Origin of the sequence: Curtobacterium sp. MCBA15_001, from assembly GCF_001864835.1 — a bacterium.
Classification (GTDB): domain Bacteria; phylum Actinomycetota; class Actinomycetes; order Actinomycetales; family Microbacteriaceae; genus Curtobacterium.
The window spans coordinates 1-20,457 of the sequence record NZ_MJGI01000015.1 but is presented as its reverse complement, the minus strand read 5'-3'; the positions used below and the strand labels follow the sequence as shown (position 1 = coordinate 20,457).

At 70.9% G+C, this 20,457-nt stretch carries 15 protein-coding genes; 13 read left to right on the top strand and 2 right to left on the bottom strand.

From position 1 onward, the window contains the following. The first annotated feature begins 317 nt into the window (after positions 1-317). The 3 genes from rplJ to BIU90_RS06395 all read left to right on the top strand — a co-directional run bounded on the left by rplJ (position 318) and on the right by BIU90_RS06395 (position 2,517). On the top strand, positions 318-833 hold the full coding sequence (rplJ, locus tag BIU90_RS06405) for a 50S ribosomal protein L10 (RefSeq protein WP_071299414.1): 516 nt from the start codon (positions 318-320) through the stop codon (positions 831-833). A gap of 51 nt (positions 834-884) precedes the next feature. Further along, positions 885-1,268, top strand: coding sequence for a 50S ribosomal protein L7/L12 (gene rplL, locus BIU90_RS06400; protein WP_071299413.1), 384 nt, complete (start codon positions 885-887; stop codon positions 1,266-1,268). Between the two features lie 331 nt (positions 1,269-1,599). After that, on the top strand, positions 1,600-2,517 hold the full coding sequence (locus BIU90_RS06395) for a hypothetical protein (RefSeq protein WP_071299412.1): 918 nt from the start codon (positions 1,600-1,602) through the stop codon (positions 2,515-2,517). Positions 2,518-2,761: 244 nt separating this feature from the next. Here the strand turns inward: BIU90_RS06395 and BIU90_RS06390 are convergent, their stop codons facing one another. Further along, a complete protein-coding gene (locus tag BIU90_RS06390) occupies positions 2,762-4,189 on the bottom strand; it encodes an APC family permease (protein ID WP_071299411.1) in 1,428 nt (475 codons plus the stop codon). 178 nt (positions 4,190-4,367) lie between these two features. Between BIU90_RS06390 and BIU90_RS06385 the strand changes: the two genes are divergently transcribed. The 9 genes from BIU90_RS06385 to BIU90_RS06345 all read left to right on the top strand — a co-directional run bounded on the left by BIU90_RS06385 (position 4,368) and on the right by BIU90_RS06345 (position 18,237). After that, positions 4,368-6,233, top strand: a complete 1,866-nt coding sequence (locus tag BIU90_RS06385; protein ID WP_071299410.1) for an ABC transporter ATP-binding protein — start codon at positions 4,368-4,370, stop codon at positions 6,231-6,233. 384 nt (positions 6,234-6,617) lie between these two features. After that, positions 6,618-8,903, top strand: a complete 2,286-nt coding sequence (locus BIU90_RS06380; protein WP_083403762.1) for an adenylate/guanylate cyclase domain-containing protein — start codon at positions 6,618-6,620, stop codon at positions 8,901-8,903. Continuing rightward, positions 8,900-10,327 carry a mechanosensitive ion channel domain-containing protein gene (locus BIU90_RS06375; protein WP_071299409.1) on the top strand — a complete coding sequence of 476 codons (1,428 nt, stop codon included), beginning with the start codon at positions 8,900-8,902 and terminating at the stop codon, positions 10,325-10,327. Before BIU90_RS06380 ends, BIU90_RS06375 begins: the two co-directional genes overlap by 4 nt. Positions 10,328-10,424: 97 nt before the next feature. Continuing rightward, entirely contained in the window at positions 10,425-11,789 is a 1,365-nt protein-coding gene (locus tag BIU90_RS06370; protein ID WP_071299408.1) for a cystathionine beta-synthase, read from the top strand. 14 nt (positions 11,790-11,803) lie between these two features. Beyond that, positions 11,804-12,949 carry a cystathionine gamma-synthase gene (locus BIU90_RS06365; RefSeq protein WP_071299407.1) on the top strand — a complete coding sequence of 382 codons (1,146 nt, stop codon included), beginning with the start codon at positions 11,804-11,806 and terminating at the stop codon, positions 12,947-12,949. A 9-nt stretch (positions 12,950-12,958) separates the two neighbouring features. Then, a complete protein-coding gene (locus BIU90_RS06360) occupies positions 12,959-14,383 on the top strand; it encodes an MFS transporter (RefSeq protein ID WP_071299406.1) in 1,425 nt (474 codons plus the stop codon). A 28-nt stretch (positions 14,384-14,411) separates the two neighbouring features. Further along, a complete protein-coding gene (locus BIU90_RS06355) occupies positions 14,412-14,984 on the top strand; it encodes a substrate-binding domain-containing protein (protein WP_071299405.1) in 573 nt (190 codons plus the stop codon). 257 nt (positions 14,985-15,241) lie between these two features. Continuing rightward, entirely contained in the window at positions 15,242-17,236 is a 1,995-nt protein-coding gene (locus BIU90_RS06350; protein ID WP_254786964.1) for a protease pro-enzyme activation domain-containing protein, read from the top strand. A 167-nt stretch (positions 17,237-17,403) separates the two neighbouring features. Beyond that, on the top strand, positions 17,404-18,237 hold the full coding sequence (locus tag BIU90_RS06345) for a hypothetical protein (RefSeq protein WP_071299404.1): 834 nt from the start codon (positions 17,404-17,406) through the stop codon (positions 18,235-18,237). Positions 18,238-18,276: 39 nt separating this feature from the next. Here the strand turns inward: BIU90_RS06345 and BIU90_RS06340 are convergent, their stop codons facing one another. Further along, positions 18,277-18,858, bottom strand: coding sequence for a TetR/AcrR family transcriptional regulator (locus BIU90_RS06340; RefSeq protein WP_071299416.1), 582 nt, complete (start codon positions 18,856-18,858; stop codon positions 18,277-18,279). 251 nt (positions 18,859-19,109) lie between these two features. Here BIU90_RS06340 and BIU90_RS06335 point away from each other — a divergent pair, with 251 nt between their 5' ends. Continuing rightward, on the top strand, positions 19,110-20,339 hold the full coding sequence (locus BIU90_RS06335; RefSeq protein ID WP_071299415.1) for a multidrug effflux MFS transporter: 1,230 nt from the start codon (positions 19,110-19,112) through the stop codon (positions 20,337-20,339). Positions 20,340-20,457 lie beyond the last annotated feature (118 nt).

Sequence of the window (20,457 nt, the reverse complement as noted above, 5' to 3'; positions counted from 1 at the left end):
CCACCCACGCGCGATTCGACGTTCCATCGCGAGCGGTGTGGGACGTTCCGTGTGACGGACGGGAGGCACGGTGCCAGCCCGCACCGAGCCTCCCGTCCGACCTGTGCTACAGTTCTCGAAGCCAAAGACCGCCGGTCGTTGTCGTGCTCGCACTGTGTGTGGACACGCAACCGAAGGTCCTCGTTCACGAGGCAGCCCGCGCAGGTGTTCCGAACCACTCCCGCCGTTCTGGTGGGAGCAGCTCCGAGCCTCTGTGCCGGAGCTTTCTTCTTGTGCGCAGGTCCTGGGGCTACCCGGCAAGACCCCCAAGGAGAACCATGGCGAACAAGGAAGCTGCGGTCGCCGAGCTCACGGATGCGTTCCAGAGCTCGAACGCCGTTCTGCTCACCGAGTACCGCGGTCTCACGGTCGCGCAGCTCAAGGAGCTCCGCAACTCGATCCGTGAGCACGCCACGTACGCCGTGGTGAAGAACACGCTGACCAAGATCGCGGCGAACAACGCCGGCATCACGTCGTTCGACGACGAGCTCGCCGGTCCGTCCGCTCTCGCCTTCGTCCACGGTGACACCGTCGCCGTCGCGAAGTCGCTGCGTGCATTCGCCAAGGCGAACCCCGAGCTCGTGGTGAAGGGCGGTTACTTCGACGGTAACCCGCTCACCGCGACCGAGGTGGACAAGCTCGCCGACCTCGAATCCCGTGAAGTCCTGCTCGGCAAGCTCGCCGGCGCCTTCAAGGCTTCGCTGTTCGGTGCTGCGTACCTGTTCAACGCACCCCTCTCGCAGGCCGTCCGCACGGTGGACGCCCTCCGCGAGAAGCAGGAGTCCGCGGCCTGACCAGGCCCGCGTTCCACAACCACATCACGTACTGAGTAGTAGGAGAAAATCATGGCGAAGCTTTCGCAGGACGAGCTCATCGAGGCCTTCAAGGAGCTCACGCTCATCGAGCTCTCGGACTTCGTGAAGAAGTTCGAAGAGGTCTTCGAGGTCACCGCTGCCGCTCCGGTCGCCGCTGCTGCGGCCCCCGGTGCTGCTGCTCCGGCCGAAGAGGTCGAGGAGAAGACCGAGTTCGACGTCATCCTCAAGTCGGCTGGTGACAAGAAGATCCAGGTCATCAAGGAGGTCCGTGGCCTCACGTCGCTCGGCCTGGGCGAGGCCAAGGCCCTCGTCGAGACCCCCGACGCGAAGATCCTCGAGGGTGCGAACAAGGAAGCCGCTGACAAGGCGAAGGCTGCCCTCGAGGCTGCTGGCGCCACGGTCGAGGTCGCGTAACTCGTTCCACAGCACGACGGCCGCTGCCCTTCGGGGCGGCGGCCTTCGTCGTTCCCGGGGGTGGGTTTGCCGCTGGTGCGTGCGCGCTTCCGTCTTCTTCGCGAAAGCGACAGTTCTGCGCCGAAAGTTCGGCAGGATCTGTCGCTTTCGCGAAAGCGACAGAACGTGCCCGGCGGTTCGGGGAGAAGTGTCGCTCCGGGGAACATGACGCGGGAACGGCGGCGGGATCTGTCGCCCTGGTGATTCCCCCACACGGACTGGAGGCGCGACCGCTGTCCACAGATCGGCCGGCGGCCGTCTGCGTGATCGCTCGGAGCGACAGAGTGCCGCCATGCACCCAGCGAAGGCCATCGACCTGCTCCGGACGAACTCGATCGACCGGGCTGCTTCCCGGCAGCTCCAGCGTCGGCAGCGCGACGGTTCCCTCGTCCGGGTTCGCCATGGCGTGTACGTCGACCGGTCCGGTTGGGAATCGCTCGACGGACGCGGCCGTCATCTCGTCCGGATGCGGGCAGTGCTGCCGTTGCTCCGGCCGGGTGCTGTCTGGGCGCTGGACTCAGCGGCCGCGATCCTCGGCGTCCCGCGACTCGAGCCGTGGCCGACGCGCGTCCATGCCGTCGTGCCCGGACTGCCACAAGATCTGCAGCGCGTCGACCTGACCCTGCACGCGGGTCAGCCACGCGTCTCCGGCCGGTCGTTCCACGGCGTCGGGTACACCGACCTCGCTCAGACCGTCGTCGAGCTCGCCCGGCGCGGTTCCTTCGCGGCCGCGGTCGTCGTGCTCGACCACGCTCTCCGACACGGTGAGTCGAAGGAGACGCTCGGGCCGCTCGCGGACGCTGCGGGGCCGTGGGGGAGCACCAGGGTGGAACACGCGCTCGCAGTCTGCGACGCGCGCCACGAATCGGTGGGCGAGTCGTTCTTCGCCGCCCGGGCTGCCGAGCTCGGCTGTCCCGAGATGATCCCGCAGCACGAGTTCCGCGCTCCGGACGGCACGGTCGACCGCGTGGACTTCTGGCTCCCGCAGCAGGGCATCGTGATCGAGTTCGACGGGCGACAGAAGTACGAGGACCCGTCGATGCTCGGCGGGAGGAGTGGTGCAGACGTCGTCTGGTCGGAGAAGGTGCGCGAGGACCGGGTCCGTGGACGACACGAGGTGACTGGCTTCGTCCGAGTGCACTGGGGACACCTGACCGGCCCGGAGCTCCTCCGCACGCATCTGCGCGGCCACGGCGTCCCGTGTCGCTGACCCGGCTGCCGAGGTGCGGCAGCGCCCCGGCGACCATCACACGGGTCCGGTCGCTGCGGTCGTCCACGCGACCATCTCGTGACGGCGACAGATCGTGGCGGGACCGGCCCGATCCTCCCGTCAGAGCGACAGATCTCCGCTGGAAGGTGGGCGAGAACTGTCGCTTTCGCGGAGGGTGCGCGGCAGCGCGCGGCAGCGCGGGGCGGCGCGGCGGCGGCGGCGATCCGGCGGCCGCGGACCGGGGTCAGGACAGGGTGCTGTGGCGGCGGCCGTACAGGGCGTAGAGGACGGCGCCAGCGAGCATCCACACGCCGAAGGCGATCCACGTCCCGGCGCCGAGGAACACCGCGAGCAGGACACAGCACAGCGTGCCGACGACGGGGACGACCGGGAACAGCGGGACGCGGTACGAACGCTCGAGTCCGGGCTGGGTCCGCCGCAGGATGATGACCGACACGTTGACGAGCGCGAACGCCACCAGCGTGCCGATGCTCGTCGCGTCGGCGAGTTCGCCGAGCGGGACCAGCGCGGCGACGACGGTCACGACGATGCCGACGATCAGCGTGTTGGCGACCGGGGTGCCCGTCCGCGGGGACACGCGGCCGAACACCTTCGGCACGAGACCGTCGCGCGCCATCGTCAGCAGGATGCGGGTCTGCCCGTAGAGCACGGTGAGCACGACACTGGCGATGGCGATGACGGCGCCGATCGAGAACACGAGGGCGACCCACGGCTGGCGGGTGACCTCGACGACGATGCGGACGAGTGAGGCCTCCGACGACGAGAACGACTCCCACGGACGCGCCCCGATCGCAGCGACCGCGACCAGGATGTACAGCGCGGTGATGATGACGATGGAGCCGATGATCGCGCGTGGCAGGTCACGCCGCGGGTCCTTCGCCTCTTCCCCGGCGGTCGACGCGGCGTCGAATCCGATGTACGAGAAGAACAGTCGTGACGCGGCGGCGGTCACCCCGGCAGCGCCCATCGGGGCGAGCGGGGCGAAGTTCTGGGCCTGGAAGGCGGTGAACCCGACCGCGACGAAGAACACCAGCAGCGCGATCTTGACCAGCACCATGAGGGTGTTCACCCAGGCGCTCTCGCGGGCGCCGGGCAACAGCACCGCGGTGGCGACGAGCACCAGGGCAGCGGCCGGCAGGTTGACGAGGCCGCCGTCGCCGGGGGGAGCGGACACCGCGGCGGGCAGGTGCAGGCCGAAGACCCGCAGCGTCTCGTCGACGTACTCGCTCGCACCGACGGCGACCGCTGCGACGGACACGGCGTACTCGAGCACGAGACACCAACCGCAGACCCAGGCGATACCCTCGCCCATGGTGGCGTAGGTGTACGAGTAGCTCGAGCCCGAGGTCGGCACCGCGCCGGCCATCTCCGCGTAGGACAGCGCCGAGAGCAGCGCGGCGACACCCGCGAGCACGAACGAGATCCATACCGCGGGGCCGGCCAGCGGGACCGCGGTACCCAGGACGACGAGGATGCCCGTCCCCAGGGTGGCGCCGACGCTGATCATCGTCAGGTGCCAGACGCCGAGGCTCCGACGGAGCGGCTGCCCGTCGACCCCGGCTGCCGCGTCGGCCTGCAGCTGGTCGATCGGCTTGCGTCGCGCGAGCTGGTGTCGGAGGGGCGGAGCGGGACGGGACGGCGCGGACGACATGGGACCTCGTGTTCGGGGAACGGGACGGGTCATGCTCGCACGGCCCCAGAACCGGGTCAATTCCGCTGTCAGCGACCTTCTCCACAGATCCTCGTCGGGGCCACACCGCTGTCGTACCGCGGGGATACATTTGCTCTCGCGGACGACCGGTCGGGCCTTCCTGCGGAGAGGACCTCGGATGAGCATGATGCGCGGCGGCGGCCACGGTGGTCGCATCTCGAGCGGGGACTTCGACGCGCAGCGTGCCGCCAACGCCGCGGCCCCGCAGGTCCCGCACCTCCTGCGCCGGATCGCCGGGCTCTTCGTCCCGCACCGCCGAGCGATCATCGGCACGGTCGTCCTGGTCCTCATCGGAGCGGCCCTGTCGGTGATCCCGCCGCTCCTGACCCAGAAGGCGTTCGACCTCGGGCTGTTCCCGAAGTCGGGCAAGCCCGACATCCCGGTGCTGACCGAGTTGGTCGTCGCGATGGTCGTGCTGTGGATCGCGAGCGCGGGCGTCGGGGTCTGGCAGACGTACCTGACGGCGACGGTCGGCAACAAGGTGATGGGCGCGATGCGGATGCGGCTCTTCGCGCACCTGCAGCGGATGGAGCTCGCCTTCTTCACGCGCACGAAGACCGGCGTCATCCAGTCGCGCCTGCAGAACGACGTCGGTGGCGTCGCGAGCGTGCTGAACAACACGATCTCCTCGGTGCTCGGCAACACCGTCACGGTCATCGCCGCGGTCGTGGCGATGGTCTTGCTCAGCTGGCAGATGACGATCGTGGCCGTCGTCCTGCTGCCGCTGCTCGTCATCGCCCAGCGCAGGGTCGGGCAGGTGCGCGCGCGGATCGCCGGGCAGACGCAGGAGTCGCTGTCGGACATGACCGCCATCACCCAAGAGGCGCTGAGCGTCTCCGGCATCCTGCTCGCCAAGAGCTTCAACCAGCAGCGCAGCGAGACCCACCGGTACGGGGACGAGAACCGCAACCAGATCGCCCTGCAGGTGCGGCAGCAGATGTCCGGTCAGTGGTTCTTCGCCATCGTGCAGATCTTCCTCTCGATCATCCCGGCGATCATCTACCTGGTCGCCGCGTACCTGATCCTCGGCGACGTCCCGATCACCGCCGGCACGATCGTCGCGTTCACCACCGTGCAGTCGCGACTGCTGTTCCCGACGGTCGGGCTGCTGCGTGTCGTACTCGACCTGCAGACGTCCGGTGCGCTGTTCGCCCGCATCTTCGAGTACCTCGACCTGAAGCCGGCGATCACGGACGCCCCCGACGCCAGGAAGGTCGACGACCGCCGGGTCGGCCACGTGGCGTTCGAGGACGTCACCTTCACCTACCCCGACGGCGAGGCGGACAAGCCGACGCTCCGAGGCGTCTCCTTCGAACTCGAGCCGGGCCAGTTCGCCGCCTTCGTGGGTCCCTCGGGCGCTGGCAAGACGACGGTGTCCTACCTCGTGCCACGGCTGTACGAGGCCACTCGGGGCTCGGTGCGGTTCGCTGGCGCGGACGTCCGCGACCTGGAACACGAGGACCTGATGCGGCACGTCGGGATCGTCTCCCAGGAGACCTACCTGTTCCACGCCACGATCGGCGACAACCTGCGGTACGCCAAGCCCGACGCCACCGATGCCGAGCTCGAACAGGCGGCGCGGGCAGCGAACATCCACGAGACCATCGCGTCGTTCCCGGACGGCTACGACACGGTCGTCGGGGAACGCGGCTACCGGCTGTCAGGGGGCGAGAAGCAGCGGATCGCGATCGCACGCGTGATGCTGAAGGACCCGCCGGTGCTCGTGCTCGACGAGGCCACCAGTGCGCTCGACTCGATCTCCGAACACGTCGTGCAGACCGCCCTCGACGCTGCAGCTCGTGGCAGGACGACGATCTCCATCGCACACCGACTGTCGACCGTCCGAGACGCCGACGTCATCTTCGTGCTCGACCACGGGCAGATCGTGGAGCAGGGGACGCACGACGAGCTGCTGGCCCTCGACGGCATCTACACGACGCTGCACCAGCAGCAGGCGGCTCCGCTCGGCGCGCTCGGGAACTGAGGCGCGGCGGACCACGGCCACGGGCACGAGCCACGGACACGAGCCACGGACACGAGCCACAGACCAAGGGCCGCCACGGACCAAGGGTCACGGACCACGGACCAAGGGTCACGGACCAAAGGTCACGGACCACGGACCACGGACCACGGACCGCGACGCGTGGGCCGCGGGCCGCACGACGGGTGTTGCGCAACCCCCGCTCACGGCGCGCGTGCCGTCGCACCCCGTCACAGAATCCCGCGCCGTTCCGATGCGCCTTCCGGACAGTGCCCGGGGATCGCACACGAGCCTTGCTCGCGTGATAGACGTGGACCACGTCGAATCAGCGACGCCGCACGGCCCGTGAACCCGCCAGCACCAGCGCGCTCTCGATCGGAGTCCTTCGTGTCAGCAGTCCCTTCGTCCCCCTCCGACGCCCGGCCGACCGACACGGCAGCTGGCGCGACCCCCGGTGCCACGAACGCGGCCGACCCGCGCCTGGTCGATCCGATCCCGCCAGCCGCGCCGGGCAGCACGACCCCCGACCCGGCGCCCCGATCCCCGCGTGGCCGCTGGCGTCGGTGCCGCGCGACGGGCTCGCTCGACATCCAGTCCAAGCTCCTCGTGATGCTGCTCGCCGTGAGCGTCCTCGCTGCCCTGGTGGTCGGCGCCGTCGGGTACGTCAACGGGCGGGACTCGCTGCAGGCCGCCGCGCTGAACCAGGTCACGGCGCTCCGCGAGTCCCGGATCACCGACCTCAAGCGCTCGTTCAACCAGTTCACCCAGACGGTGGTGTCGCAGAGCCGCAACGCGAGCGTCATCGGTGCGACGAAGGCGTTCGAGGCCGGCTGGCAGGACCTGCAGGCCACGCCGGTGTCGGCGGCGGACCAGTCGGCTGTCGACGGCTGGTACCAGGACACGTTCATCCCGCAGCTCGACCAGCGCAGCGGCGGCAGGGCGAACCCGGAGCAGTTCGCGCCGACCCGTGACCCGCAGACCTACCTGCAGGCGCGGTACACGGCCCCGTACGACGACTACGACAAGGCGATCCAGCAGGACGACGCCGGCGACGGCAGCGCCTGGAGTGCAGCGCACTCGGAGTACCAGCCGTACTTCCGCCAGGCGGTCGAGGCGCAGGGCTACGAGGACCTGCTCCTGATGAACACCGACGGCGACGTCCTGTACTCGGCCTACGGTGGCGCCGACCTCGGCTCCGACCTGGAGGACGGGCCGTACCGGGACACGAACCTGGCGACCGGGTACGAGCAGGCGCTGCAGTTGACGAGCGCCGACGCCATCGTGGTGACGGACTTCGCCCGGTACGTCCCGAGTCTCAACGTCCCGACGCTGTGGGTGATGAGCCCGGTCGCCGAGGACGGCAAGGTGCTCGGTGTGATGGCGGTGCAGGTGCCGATCGACCTGATCAACCAGGTGATGACCGGCGACCAGGGCTGGCAGAAGGACGGTCTCGGCGACACCGGGGAGTCCTACATCGTCGGTGACGACCACCTGATGCGGTCCTACCCGCGCCAGCTCCTCGAGCACCCGCGGCAGTACGAACGCGACGTGATCGCCGCGGGCACCGCGCCGGCGACGGCGAAGCGCGAGGTGGCCGTCAGGGGTTCGGTGCTCCTGCAGCAGGTGAACACGACACCGGTGGCCCGAGCACTGCAGGGCAAGACCGGCACGGTGATCGCGACGGACCACCAGGGGAAGGAGACCCTGGCGGCGTACGCCCCGCTCGAGGTCGACGGACTGCGCTGGGTGGTGGTGGCGCAGATGGACACCGCCGAGGCGTTCGCGCCGATCAACGACCTGACGCGGAACACCGGGTTGGCCCTGGTGGGGATCATCGTCCTGGTCTCGCTGCTGTCCCTGCTGCTCGCCCAGGTGTTCGTGCGCCCGATCCGGCGGCTCCAGACCGCGGTGAACCGGGTCGGTGCCGGCGAGATCGGTGTGGAGGTCCGCACCAAGCCCGGGGACGAGATCGGCGACCTCGGTGTCGCGTTCAACGACATGAGTCGCAGTCTGCGAGTGAAGCAGGACCTGCTCGACGACCAGCGGCGCCAGAACGACGCCCTGCTGCGCACGATGATGCCCGACGACGTCGCCAAGCGGTACAAGCAGGGCGACCAGACGATCGCGGACGACCACCAGGACGTCGCCGTGGTCTACGCCGACCTGATCGGCGTCGACGACTTCGGCGGGTCGCTGTCGGCCGAGGAGTCCCTGGCGCTCGTCAACGACATCTGGCGGTCCTTCGACGAGGCAGCCCAGCGACACGGCGTCGAGCGGGTCCGGTCGACCCGGAGCGGCTACCTGGCGAGCTGCGGGCTGTCGGTGCCGCGTGTGGACAACGTCCGACGGGTGGTCGACTTCGCCGCCGACGCGCAGGCCGTGATCGACCGGTTCAACGCGCAGAACGGCACTGCGGTCGGACTCCGCGCCGGCATCGACACCGGCGGGGTGACGAGCGGGCTGGTGGGCAAGTCGAGCCTGATCTACGACATGTGGGGCGACGCGGTGAGCCTGGCCTTCCGGGTGCAGGGCATCGCGCCGACGCCCGGCGTCTTCGCGACACAGCGGGTGGTCGACAAGCTCGGTGACCGGAACGACCTGGAGGAAGCCGGGACGGTGGAGACCCAGAACGGTCCCCAGCGCGTCTGGAAGTTCGTCCGGAGCGCACGATGACCGCGTTCTGGGAGCAGAGCTGGTTCTGGCCGGCGATCATCGTCATCGTCGGACTCCCCGTCGTGCTGCTCGTGCTGACCGAGCTGCAGTCGAGCCTGCAGCGCCGCGGCAACGACCTGCACAAGATCATCGGGCTGCTGCGGAACGCCGTCGTGCCGCTCATCGCGATCTTCATCCTGTCCACCCAGGTCACGCAGGCGGTGGACCCGAAGGAGGTCACCGCAAACCGCGTCATCGGCACGGTGCTCGGGTTCCTGGTGATCGTCTTCGTGCTGAACGGCCTGAACATCGTGCTGTTCACGAACGCGCGGAAGGGCTCGTGGCGCGAGAAGATCCCGTCGATCTTCGTCGACATCGCCCGGATCGTGCTCATCGCGCTCGGCCTGGCACTGGTGTTCAAGCTCGTGTGGGACGCGGACGTCGGCGGGATCTTCACGGCGCTCGGCGTCGGTTCGCTCGTCATCGGCCTCGCGCTGCAGTCGGCGGTCGGCCCCGTGATCGCCGGGCTCTTCCTGCTGTTCGAACAGCCGTTCCGACTCGGGGACTGGCTCGACACCGGCGGAGCGCGCGGCCGCGTCGTCGAGGTGAACTGGCGCTCCGTCCACATCGACACCGGCAGCGGCATCCTGATCGTGCCGAACTCGTCCCTGGCTGGTGCGTCGTTCACGAACCTGTCGCGGACCGGCGGCACCTACCCGGTGTCGACCGAGGTGACGTTCACCACCGACGACCCGCCGGCCGCCGTCGTGGCGCTGCTGCAGGGCATCGCCACGGAGCTGCCGCAGCGCTCGCCGGGGACGACGCCGTCCGCCGTCCCGCTCGGCGGTGCTGCGTACTCGGTGTCGTTCGCCGTCCGCGGGCCGTCGCAGGAGGGCGAGGCCCTCGCGGTGTTCCGGCTCTGGCTCTGGTACGCCGCGCGGCGGGTCGGGCTCGCCCTGGACGGCGACGCGACGGACGCGTTCGCGTCCGACGAGCGTCGTGACGCAGCGGTCCAGGCCATCGCACCGACGCTCTACCTGAGCACGGACGACGCGGTCGCCCTGGCACCCGTCGTCCGACTCGAGCGCTACGCCGCCGGCGAGACGATCATGCGCCCGGGCGTCGTGCCCCGGTCGCTGCGCTTCGTGTTGTCCGGCAGCGTCGAGCTCCGGGTGCCGTTCGAGGACGAACAGCTGCCGGCATCACGGGTCGAGGCCGGCGACTACGTCGGACAGACCGCCCTGACCCGTGAGGTCGTGCAGACGAACCAGGTCGCCCTCACCGAGGTCACCGTGCTGGTCGTCCCGGTCGAGGCGATCGACACGATCGTGCGGTCCTCGCCGCAGCTGGCCAAGGACATCGGCGCGGTCATCGACCGGCGGCACCAGGACGTCGCCGACGCGCTCGCGGCGCGGATCGCGCAGCTCCGCGCGGTGGCGAGCTGACCTGAGCGGCTGGCGGCAGGGGCCCTGGTCGCGTCACATTCCGACCTGGAGGCCCGGTGCCAGCCGGCACCGACCCTCCAGTCCGTAGAGTGAAAGCGTGCGTTATGCGAACTCGGTCGTCGACCTCGTCGGCGACACCCCCCTCGTCCGGCTCAACCGCGTCACCGACGGGATCCGCGCGACGGTCCTGGTCAAGGTCGAGTACCTGAACCCCGGCGGCTCGTCGAAGGACCGCATCGCGACCCGGATCCTCGACGCTGCCGAGGCCGCCGGCGACCTGCGACCCGGCGGCACGATCGTCGAACCCACCTCGGGCAACACCGGGGTCGGGCTCGCGCTCGTCGCCCAGCAGCGCGGCTACCGCTGCGTGTTCGTCCTGCCGGACAAGGTCGGCGAGGACAAGCGGAACGTGCTCACCGCGTACGGCGCCGAGATCGTCGTCACGCCCACCGCCGTCCCTCCGAAGCACCCCGACTCGTACTACTCGGTGTCCGACCGCCTGGTGCGGGAGATCCCGGGGGCGTACAAGCCGAACCAGTACGCCAACCCGAACGGGCCCCGCAGCCACTACGAGACGACCGGGCCGGAGATCTGGCGCGACACCGAGCAGCAGATCACCCACTTCGTCGCCGGCGTCGGCACCGGCGGCACCATCTCCGGCACCGGCCGGTTCCTCAAGGAGGCGTCCGACGGCCGGGTGCGCATCGTCGGCGCCGACCCCGAGGGCTCCGTCTACTCGGGCGGCACCGGCCGGCCGTACCTGGTCGAGGGCGTCGGCGAGGACTTCTGGCCGAGCGCCTACGACCCCGGCGTGCCGGACGAGATCATCGCCGTGTCGGACGCCGACTCGTTCGCGATGACCCGACGGCTCGCCCGGGAGGAGGGCTTGCTCGTCGGCGGGTCGAGCGGCATGGCCGTCGTCGCCGCCCTGCGCGCTGCCCGGGACCTGACCGAGGACGACGTCGTGGTCGTCCTGCTGCCGGACGGCGGCCGCGGGTACCTCGGCAAGATCTTCAACGACCGGTGGATGCGCAACTACGGCTTCGCCGAGACCGACGACGCCCGGACGGTGGGGTCGCTCATCGCCGGCAAGGACGGCAAGCTCCCCGACCTGGTCCACGCCCACCCCACGGACACCGTGCGCGAGGTCGTCGACATCATGGCGGAGTACGGCGTCTCGCAGATGCCCGTCCTGAGCGCCGAACCGCCCGTCGTGATCGGCGAGGTGATCGGCGCCGTCGCCGAGAAGGACCTGCTCGAACAGGTCTTCACGGGCGCCGCGAAGATGGCCGACGCGCTGACCGGCTCCGTCGGCGACCCGCTGCCGCTCATCGGCATCGGGGAGTCCGTCTCCGCCGCCCGACGCGCCCTCGAGGGCGTCGACGCACTGCTGGTCGTCGAGGACGGCAAGCCCGTCACCGTGCTGACACGGCACGACCTGCTCACCTACCTGTCCGAGTGAGGAACCCCACCACCATGACCGAGTTCGACACCCGCGCCGTCCACGCCGGCCAGGACCCCGACGCCACCACCGGCGCCGTCATCCCGCCGCTGCACCTGACGTCCACCTACGTGCAGGACGGCATCGGACAGATGCGGAACGGCTACGAGTACTCGCGCTCCGGCAACCCGACGCGGGACTCGCTGCAGACGCTCCTCGCCGACCTGGACGGTGGCGTCGCCGCGTACTCGTTCTCCTCCGGGCTGGCGGCCGAGGACGCACTGCTGCGTGCGGTGCTCGCGCCCGGCGCCCGCGTCGTGATGGGCAACGACGTGTACGGCGGCACGCACCGTCTGGTGAACCGACTGCACGTGCCGTGGGGCGTCGAGCTCGTCGTGGTCGACATGAGCGACCTCGACCTGGTGCGCGGAGCCCTCGAGGGAGCGCCGGCCACCACCGTGCTGTGGGTCGAGACGCCGACGAACCCGCTCATGAAGATCGCGGACGTCGCGGCGCTCGCCGAGATCGGGCACGCAGCCGGTGCGCTCGTCGTCGTCGACAACACGTTCGCGTCGCCGGCCCTGCAGCAGCCGCTGTCCCTCGGCGCCGACGTCGTGGCGTACTCGACGACGAAGTACCTCGGTGGGCACTCGGACATCGTCGGCGGGGCGATCGTGCTCAAGGACCAGGGGTTGGCCGAGGAGGTCGGGTTCGTGCAGTTCGGCGCCGGGGCGATCTCGTCCCCGTTCGACGCCTGGCTCACGATCCGCGGCATCAAGACCCTGTCGGTGCGGATGGAGCGGCACTCGCGGAACGCGCAGGCCGTCGCCGAGGCACTCGTCGGCGACTCCGCCGTCGAGCGCGTGTACTACCCGGGCCTGCCGGACCACCCGGGGCACGACGTCGCGAGCCGGCAGATGCGCGGCTTCGGCGGCATGCTGTCCGTGGCGCTCGCCGGCGGCCCCGAGGCGGCCAAGCGGTTCGCCGAGTCCACCGAGGTCTTCGCGCTCGCCGAGTCGCTCGGCGGGGTGGAGTCGCTCATCGGGTACCCGAGCGAGATGACCCACGCGTCGGTCAAGGGCACCGAGCTCGCGGTGCCGGAGAACGTCGTCCGGCTCTCGGTGGGCATCGAGGACGCCGGCGACCTGGTCGCCGACGTCCAGCAGGCCCTGCGCCGGTAGCCTGACCAGGTGAGCGCGACGGGGACCACGACGACGCCGAGCCGCTCGCTGTTCAGCCAGGGGTACGCGCTGCCGACCATCGGCATGGTCGCGATCGTGGCCGTCTCCGCGTTCCAGAACCTGGCGATGACGACGGTCATGCCGGAGATCAGCCGCGACCTGCACGGCGAGACCCTCTACTCGCTGAGCTTCGCCGCACCGCTCGCCGCCGGGGTGCCCGGCATGGTGTTGGCGGGCAACTGGACCGACCGGGCCGGCGGACGCGTCGTGGCCTGGGTCTCGGCGATGCTGTTCGCGATCGGCACCGCCATCGTCATGCTCGCGCCGACGATGCCGGTGTTCCTGGCCGGGCGACTGGTCGAGGGCTTCGGAGCCGGTGCGATCGACGTCGTGCTCTACGTGCTGGTGGCCCGGATCTTCCCCGAGGACCTGCACGGCCCGGTGTTCGCCGGGTTCGCCGCCGCCTGGGTCGTCCCCGCGCTCGTCGGTCCCGCGCTCGCCGGGATCGTCACCGACCTGTTCAGCTGGCACTGGGTGTTCGCCGGGGCCCTCGTGATCGCCGTCGCGGCCTTCACCCTGCTCGTGCCGACGCTCGGCCGCCTGCACCCGCCCGCCGCCGAGCTCCGTCCGCCGTGGCAGTGCGGACGGATCGCCTGGTCGGTCGGTGCCGCGGTGGCGGTGCTCCTGCTCAACGTCGCACCCGACCTGCCGGTGGTGGCCCGGATCGCCTCGGTGGTGGTCGGGCTGGCCGGGGCCTGGTTCGCGCTCCGACCGCTGCTGCCCGCACGCACCCTGTCGGCAGCGCCCGGGCTACCCTCCGTGGTGTTGCTGCGCGGGGTGCTCGCCGCGGGGTTCTTCGGCAGCGAGGCGTACGTGCCGTTCCTGCTGCAGGCCCAGCACGGGCTCTCCGCGTCGACGGCCGGCCTCGCGCTGACCGTCGCGGCGCTCAGCTGGGCCGGTGCGAGCTGGGTGCACGGCCGACTGGGGGAGCGACGACTCACCGCTGCCCGGGCCTTCGGCGTCGGCCTCGGGCTGGTGCTCGTCAGCCTGGTCGCGGCCCTCGCCGTGGCGCTGGCCGACCTGCCCGTGTGGGTGCTCGTCGCCGGGTGGTTCGTCGGGGGAGCCGGCATGGGCATCGCGTACCCGCGGACGTCGATGCTGACGCTCCGGTTCTCGACCGAGGGCGACGACGGCTTCGCCAGCTCGGCGCTGACGATCGCCGACGCCTCGGGGAGCGTCGTCGGATTGGCCGTGGCGGGGTTGCTCTTCACGGCGATCGGCGGCCGCGGCGACCCGATGGCCTTCGCTGCGGTCTTCGGCGCGATGATCGTGATCGCGCTCGTCGGGCTGCTGGCGGTCCGTCGCCTCGGACCGGTCCCCGCGCCGTCGTTCTCGGCACCGGACGCACCGTCGTCCGCGGCGACGACCGGGTAGCGTGGCAGGCCCACGAGGAAGAGGAACCGTGCGCCGCATCCTGGTCTCCGCTGCTCTGTCGCTCTGCGCCGTCGTCGCGCTCAGCGGCTGCACGGGCACCACGACGGCCGCCCCCACCCCGGTGCAGAGCTCCGACCTGACCAGCTCCGACGGCGGGTTCGACCAGCACGCGGTGGTCGGGGTGGTCCTGCTGCCGAGCGCCGCGACGCCCGGGCCGACCTCGGGCGGTGAGGCGCTGCCGGACCGCTTCCGGTCCGACCTGACCACCGCGGGGTTCCGCCCCGACGTCCGGGTGGCCAGCGCGACTGACCCGGCCGCGTCGCAGGCGTCGGACGTGCGCGACCTGGTCGGGCGCGGCGCGAAGGCCCTCGTGGTCGAGGCAGCCGACCCGAACGCCCTGACCGGAGCAGTGCAGACGGCGCACGACGCGGGCGTGGTCGTGATCGCGCTCGGTGACCCGCTGCCGTCCTCGGGCACGGGTGGTGACGGCATCGCGACGGACTACCGCGTGCAGGGCGCCGACTCGGACGCCGCCACGGTCGGCAAGGCGATCGCGATGGTGGCGGCACTGCAGCGCGGTACCAAGCCCACGGGCAGCTGACCTGCGGCTGACCCGCGAACTGATGAACGACTGACCTGCGGCTGACCCGCAAGCCCCCCGGCCCGACTTCTCGGCGCGGTCCCAGCGAACCCACCCCGATCCGCGCAACGGCGGGGACGCGCGGCTGTGCGCGACGACAGGGTCGCCCCCCGTCCAGGGGACGTCGTTCGTCGGTGGAACGACCGACTGGTCGGTGCTGTCACACGCTCACTACAGTCGCCTCACCGCAGACCAAGACGTCCCTGAGAGGACCCGACGTGCAACGACGCTCTCCCACCCCCTCCACCCGGACCCGGGTCACCGCCCTCGCCCTGACGACCGCAGCCTGCACCATCGGCGCGGTCCTCTTCGCCGGTGGACCCGCCGACGCCGCGACCCGGCAGGTCCTCCCCGACTCGGTCCCCGCGTGGGCCACACCGTCCGCCGACGCCGGCGCGGTCGCCGCTTCCACCGACGTCGAGGGCGAGGTGTACCTGCCCCTGAAGGACCAGGCCGGCGCCGAGGCCCTGGCCACCGCCGTGTCGACCCCCGGCACCGCCCAGTACCGCAAGCCGCTCACCCCGGCCGCGTGGATCGCGGCCTACGCCCCGAGCAAGGCCGACGCCGACCAGGTCACCGGGTTCCTGCGAGCGCAGGGCCTGACCATCACCGCGGTGCCCGCCAGCCACGAGTACGTCGTGTTCCGCGGCCCCGCGTCGGTCGTGAACGGCGTCCTGGGGACCAGCCTGCACGCCTACCGGCACGCCCAGCAGACGCTGATCGGCCCGTCCACCGCGCCGAGCCTCCCGTCCGCCCTCGCCGGACTCGTCAGCGGCGTCACCGTCGACCAGGGTCGCCTGCTCACCCACCCGGAGCTCGTCGAGCAGGGCCAGACGCCCGCCACCTCGACGCCCGCGCGGACGCTGCAGCAGCAGGCGACCGCACCCACCGGGATCAACGCGAAGTGCTCGGCCTACGACGGCGAGCACACCGCGACGGTCCCCGCCGCGTACGGCAAGACGGTCGTCCCGACGTTCGCGTGCGGCTACGTGCCGTCGCAGGTCCGCTCGGCGTACGGGGTCGACACGCTGGCGAAGCAGGGCGTGTCCGGCCAGGGGCAGACCGTCGCGATCATCGACGCGTACGCCTCGCCGACGATCATCCACGACACCGACAGCTACTCGCAGCAGCACGGCGAGCCCCAGCTGACGAGCGCCACGTTCCAGCAGAAGATCCCCGCCACCTCGCAGTTCACCGACCAGGTGCTGTGCCAGCAGCCGAGTGGGTGGCAGGGCGAGGAGACCCTCGACGTGCAGTCCGTGCACGCCGTGGCCCCGTCCGCGAAGATCCTCTACGTCGGTGGCACGAACTGCGGTGGCGGCCTCGACGTCGCGATGTCGAAGGTCCTCGACCAGGGGCTGGCGTCCATCGTCAGCAACAGCTACGGCGACGTCGGCGAGAACGTCCCGCTCGCCAGCATCCGCGGCCAGGAGAACCTGCACATCCAGGCGGCCGGCGAGGGCATCGGCCTGTACTTCTCGAGCGGCGACAACGGCGACGAGTCCGCCGCGCTCGGCAGCGCCCAGCCCGACTTCCCCGCCTCGAGCCCGTGGGTGACCGCGGTCGGCGGCACGAGCCTCGGCATCGACCAGACCGGCAAGAAGTCGTACGAGACCGGTTGGGGTGACGTCCTCGACCAGATCGTCAGCAGCCCTCGCGGCAACGTTTACACGTCGGCACTGCCCGGCGCGCTCACCGGTGGCGGCGCCGGTGGTGGCCGGAGCACGCTCTTCGACCAGCCCGCGTACCAGAAGGGCATCGTCCCGGCGTCCCTGGCCGGCGGCAAGCGCGTCTCGCCCGACCTGGCCGCGCTGGCCGACCCGTACACCGGGTTCCAGATCGGCATCCGTCCGATCACCGACGACGCCACGCTCGCCGCGGGGAACTACGTGAACGAGACGTACGGCGGGACGTCGCTCGCGTCGCCGATCACCGCGGCCCTGTCGGCCCTGGTGCAGCAGTCGACGGGCGCTCGGCTCGGGTTCGCGAACCCGACGCTGTACGCCACGTACCGGACCACGCCGTCCGCGTTCACGGACGTCACGACGCCGCGGTCGCCGATCGCGCTGGCCTACACGAGCGCGACGAGCGGCAAGGACTTCCTGGTCACGCTCGACCACGACACCTCGTTGACGACAGCGAAGGGCTACGACGACGTGACCGGCCTGGGCGCGGTGTCGTTCGCCGGGATGGCGCAGGTGGCGCGCCACTGACGCGGCGCACGTCCTGACGGGAGGCCCGGTGCCAGCTGGCACCGGGCCTCCTGTCCGTCGTGTGGTCGCGACCGGCATCGCGGGGGCGATTGACACCGGTGAAACACGACATGTCGCAGGATCGTGGATCCAGGACCGCACCGCGGTCCCATCACCACGAGGAAGTCATGCACCGCATCATCACCACCACCCTCGCCGCGCTCGTGCTCGGAGGCGCCTGTGTCGGCCTCGGCGCGACCAGCGCCTCGGCCGCGTCCCTGGACGCGCCATGGATCGTCGACGTGCAGACCAGCGACGGACGCAACCACGCGATCAGCGACGGTGGCGTCACCTTGCCCACCGGTGTCGACGCGACCGTCATGGTCTCCGCGACCGACCGCGCGATCGTCGCTGTCGTGGACGAGCACGGGAAGACGCTCTGTGAGGACGCCGGGCGGACGAACCCCTACATCTGCACCATCTCGGCCGCGGAGCTGCCGGCCGGCGACCACACCCTGACGGCGAAGGTCCGTCTCGGGAACGTGGGAGGCCCGACGGGCACCTCGAAGGCCCTGCCGCTCCACGTCGTCGACGGCGCGGAGAGCGGGACGTTGCCCGGGCCGAACCCGGCCGTCGACCCGGTGACCGGGACGTCGGCATCGGCATCGGCAGCGGGTGCCCCGCGCACCGAGGACGACCCGGCGACCGGGCTGCCGATCGGGAGCGGCGGCGCCGAGGGAGCGGAGTCCATCGCGAAGCCCACCGTGACCGAGGGCGAGCGGATCGGGAAGCAGCTGTCGATCGACGTCGTCGTCCCGGAGGGCGCCGCCTGGGAGCTGCGGATCTTCGATGCGCGCGGTGAGACGGCGGCGAGCAAGACCGTCGTCGGGACCGGTCAGGCCGAGCACTTCCTCGTCGACGCGCCGTACGGCAAGACCCGGACGTTCTCAGTGCAGCTCTGGAAGGGGTCCGAGCGCGTCAGCGCGAGCATCGTGTCAGCCCTCGGCGGCCCGAAGATCTGACCGACAGGAGCTGACGACCGCCCGGTCACCGGGCGGTCGTCAGCTCCACCAGGTGGGGAACGACTGGGTGATCGTGTCGATGAGGGCCCGACGAGAGCGTCGGGGTCCGGCGACCCAGACCTCGATCGCGCCGACGAAGCCCTGCGCCACGAAGCCCGCCGCGACGTCGTCGAGCAGCTCCGGGCGGGTCGCGGGGTCGAGGTCCCGGATGTGGTTCGCGCTCGAGACCGTGAAGTGCTCCACGAGCAGCCGGTGCAACGAACCGTCGTCCGGGTCGGGGAGCGCCCGGGCGTAGATCTCGCGGTGCGTGACGACGTGGTCGACCACGGCGGTGATGCCCCGTCGGGTGATGGCCGCGAGTTCGTCCCGGTCGGCGCCGCGTTCCGCCGCTGTCCGGCGTGCCTCGGCGTCGTCGTCGCGGATCCGGTCGAGCTCGGGCGTCAGGACGTCCGCCAGCAACGACCCGGGCGAGACGGCATGGGAGTAGAAGGTCGCACGGTTGATGCCGGCCGCGCGGGTGACGTCCGCGACCGTGACCTCGGAGACGGGTCGTCCCGCGGCCAGGCGCAGGATCGCTTCGCGCAGGGCCGCCGTCGTGTGCAGGATCCGAGCGTCCACCATGACGCCCACCCCCTCTTGATGTGCTGGGCCCGGGGGAGACCCGGTCGGAGCTACGGTACCGCAGCGCGTGGTCCGGGCCGTGCCGAGCCCCGACCCGACACGCGGCACCGTCCGGCACCGGGTGTCGCGGACGGGTCGGCGGCCGTAGGATGGTTCCGCGGCCGAATCGATTCGATCGGTGTCCGCCCCGCCCCACCAGCCACCTCTCGTCGAAGGACACTGTTGTGACCGCGCCCGCGACCACCGGTTCGATCCGCGTCATCCTGCACCCGGGTGACTCCCTGTCCCGCGCCCAGCGCCTGGTCTACGTGTTCGTCCTGGGCGCGCTGACCGCGCTCGGGCCGTTCACGATCGACCTCTACCTGCCGGCGTTCCCCTCGCTCAAGGAGCAGTTCGGCGTCACCGACGGTGCAGTCCAGCTCACGCTGACCGCCACGACCCTCGGCTTTGCGGCCGGCCAGCTGCTCGTCGGGCCCTGGAGCGACAAGGTCGGTCGGCGCCTCCCGCTCATCATCGCCACGACGGTGCACATCGCGGCGTCGATCGGCGCGGCGACGGCCCCGAACATCGAGGTCCTCGGGCTGTTCCGCGTGCTGCAGGGCATGGGTGCCGCGGCCGGCGGTGTCGTCGCGATGGCCACCGTCCGCGACCTGTTCGGCGGCAAGCCCCTGGTCCGGATGCTGTCCCGCCTGGCGATGGTGAACGGCCTGGCGCCCATCCTCGCGCCGCTCATCGGGTCGCAGATGCTCCGCTTCACCAGCTGGCGCGGCATCTTCGTGTTCCTGGCCTGCTACGGCCTGGCCGTCGTCATCGCGTCGATCCTGCTCATCGTCGAGACGCTCCCGCCGGCGCGTCGCCGCGAGGCCGGGCACTCGACGATGGGGCAGCGGTACAAGGCGCTGTTCACCGACCGGATCTTCGTCGGGGTCGCGCTCATCGGTGCGATGGTGTTCAGCGGGTTGTTCTCGTACCTGAGCGCGTCGCCGTTCCTGTTCCAGGGTGTGTACGGGCTCGACGCGCAACAGTACGGCCTGCTCTTCGCGGTGAACTCGATCGGCGTCGTGCTGGGCGTGCAGATCTCCGCCCGCCTGGCGCAACGCGTGGGCCCGCAGTGGATCCTGGCCTGCTCGACGGCGACGCTGTTCCTGGCGGCGGTCGCGATCATCGTGCTCGACCTGCTCGGCGCCGGACTCGTCGGCGTGCTGGTGCCGTTGTGGTTCTTCATCGCGGCGTGCGGGTTCTCGTTCCCGCTCGTGCAGGTCATCGGGCTCGCCTCCCACGGGAAAGAGGCTGGGACGGCCGCGTCGGTGCTCGGCGCGCTGAACTTCGGCGTCGCCGGGCTCATCTCGCCGATCGTCGGATGGCTCGGGATCACCCAGGCCGCTCCGATGGCGGGCGTCATGGCGTGCACGTCGGCCGTCGCGATCCTGCTGCTCTGGGTGGTCGTCCGGCCGCGGTCGGTCCCTGCGCTGACGCACTGACGCACTGACGCACTGACGCCGGGCGGAGGTGCGCGGGCGGCGCGGTGCGGTGCTGCGCGGTTGTGCGATCGGGACGGTGCGTCTGCATGGTGCGACAGGGTCGTTGTCGTACGACAGC

Excerpts from the sequence above, each read along its gene's own strand:
- rplJ (WP_071299414.1), top strand. The coding sequence starts at position 318 with ATGGCGAACAAGGAAGCTGCGGTCGCCGAGCTCACGGATGCGTTCCAG.
- BIU90_RS06365 (WP_071299407.1), top strand. The coding sequence starts at position 11,804 with ATGACCGAGTTCGACACCCGCGCCGTCCACGCCGGCCAGGACCCCGAC.
- BIU90_RS06385 (WP_071299410.1), top strand. The coding sequence starts at position 4,368 with ATGAGCATGATGCGCGGCGGCGGCCACGGTGGTCGCATCTCGAGCGGG.
- BIU90_RS06345 (WP_071299404.1), top strand. The coding sequence starts at position 17,404 with ATGCACCGCATCATCACCACCACCCTCGCCGCGCTCGTGCTCGGAGGC.
- BIU90_RS06395 (WP_071299412.1), top strand. The coding sequence starts at position 1,600 with ATGCACCCAGCGAAGGCCATCGACCTGCTCCGGACGAACTCGATCGAC.
- BIU90_RS06390 (WP_071299411.1), bottom strand. The coding sequence starts at position 4,189 with ATGTCGTCCGCGCCGTCCCGTCCCGCTCCGCCCCTCCGACACCAGCTC.
- BIU90_RS06375 (WP_071299409.1), top strand. The coding sequence starts at position 8,900 with ATGACCGCGTTCTGGGAGCAGAGCTGGTTCTGGCCGGCGATCATCGTC.
- BIU90_RS06340 (WP_071299416.1), bottom strand. The coding sequence starts at position 18,858 with ATGGTGGACGCTCGGATCCTGCACACGACGGCGGCCCTGCGCGAAGCG.
- rplL (WP_071299413.1), top strand. The coding sequence starts at position 885 with ATGGCGAAGCTTTCGCAGGACGAGCTCATCGAGGCCTTCAAGGAGCTC.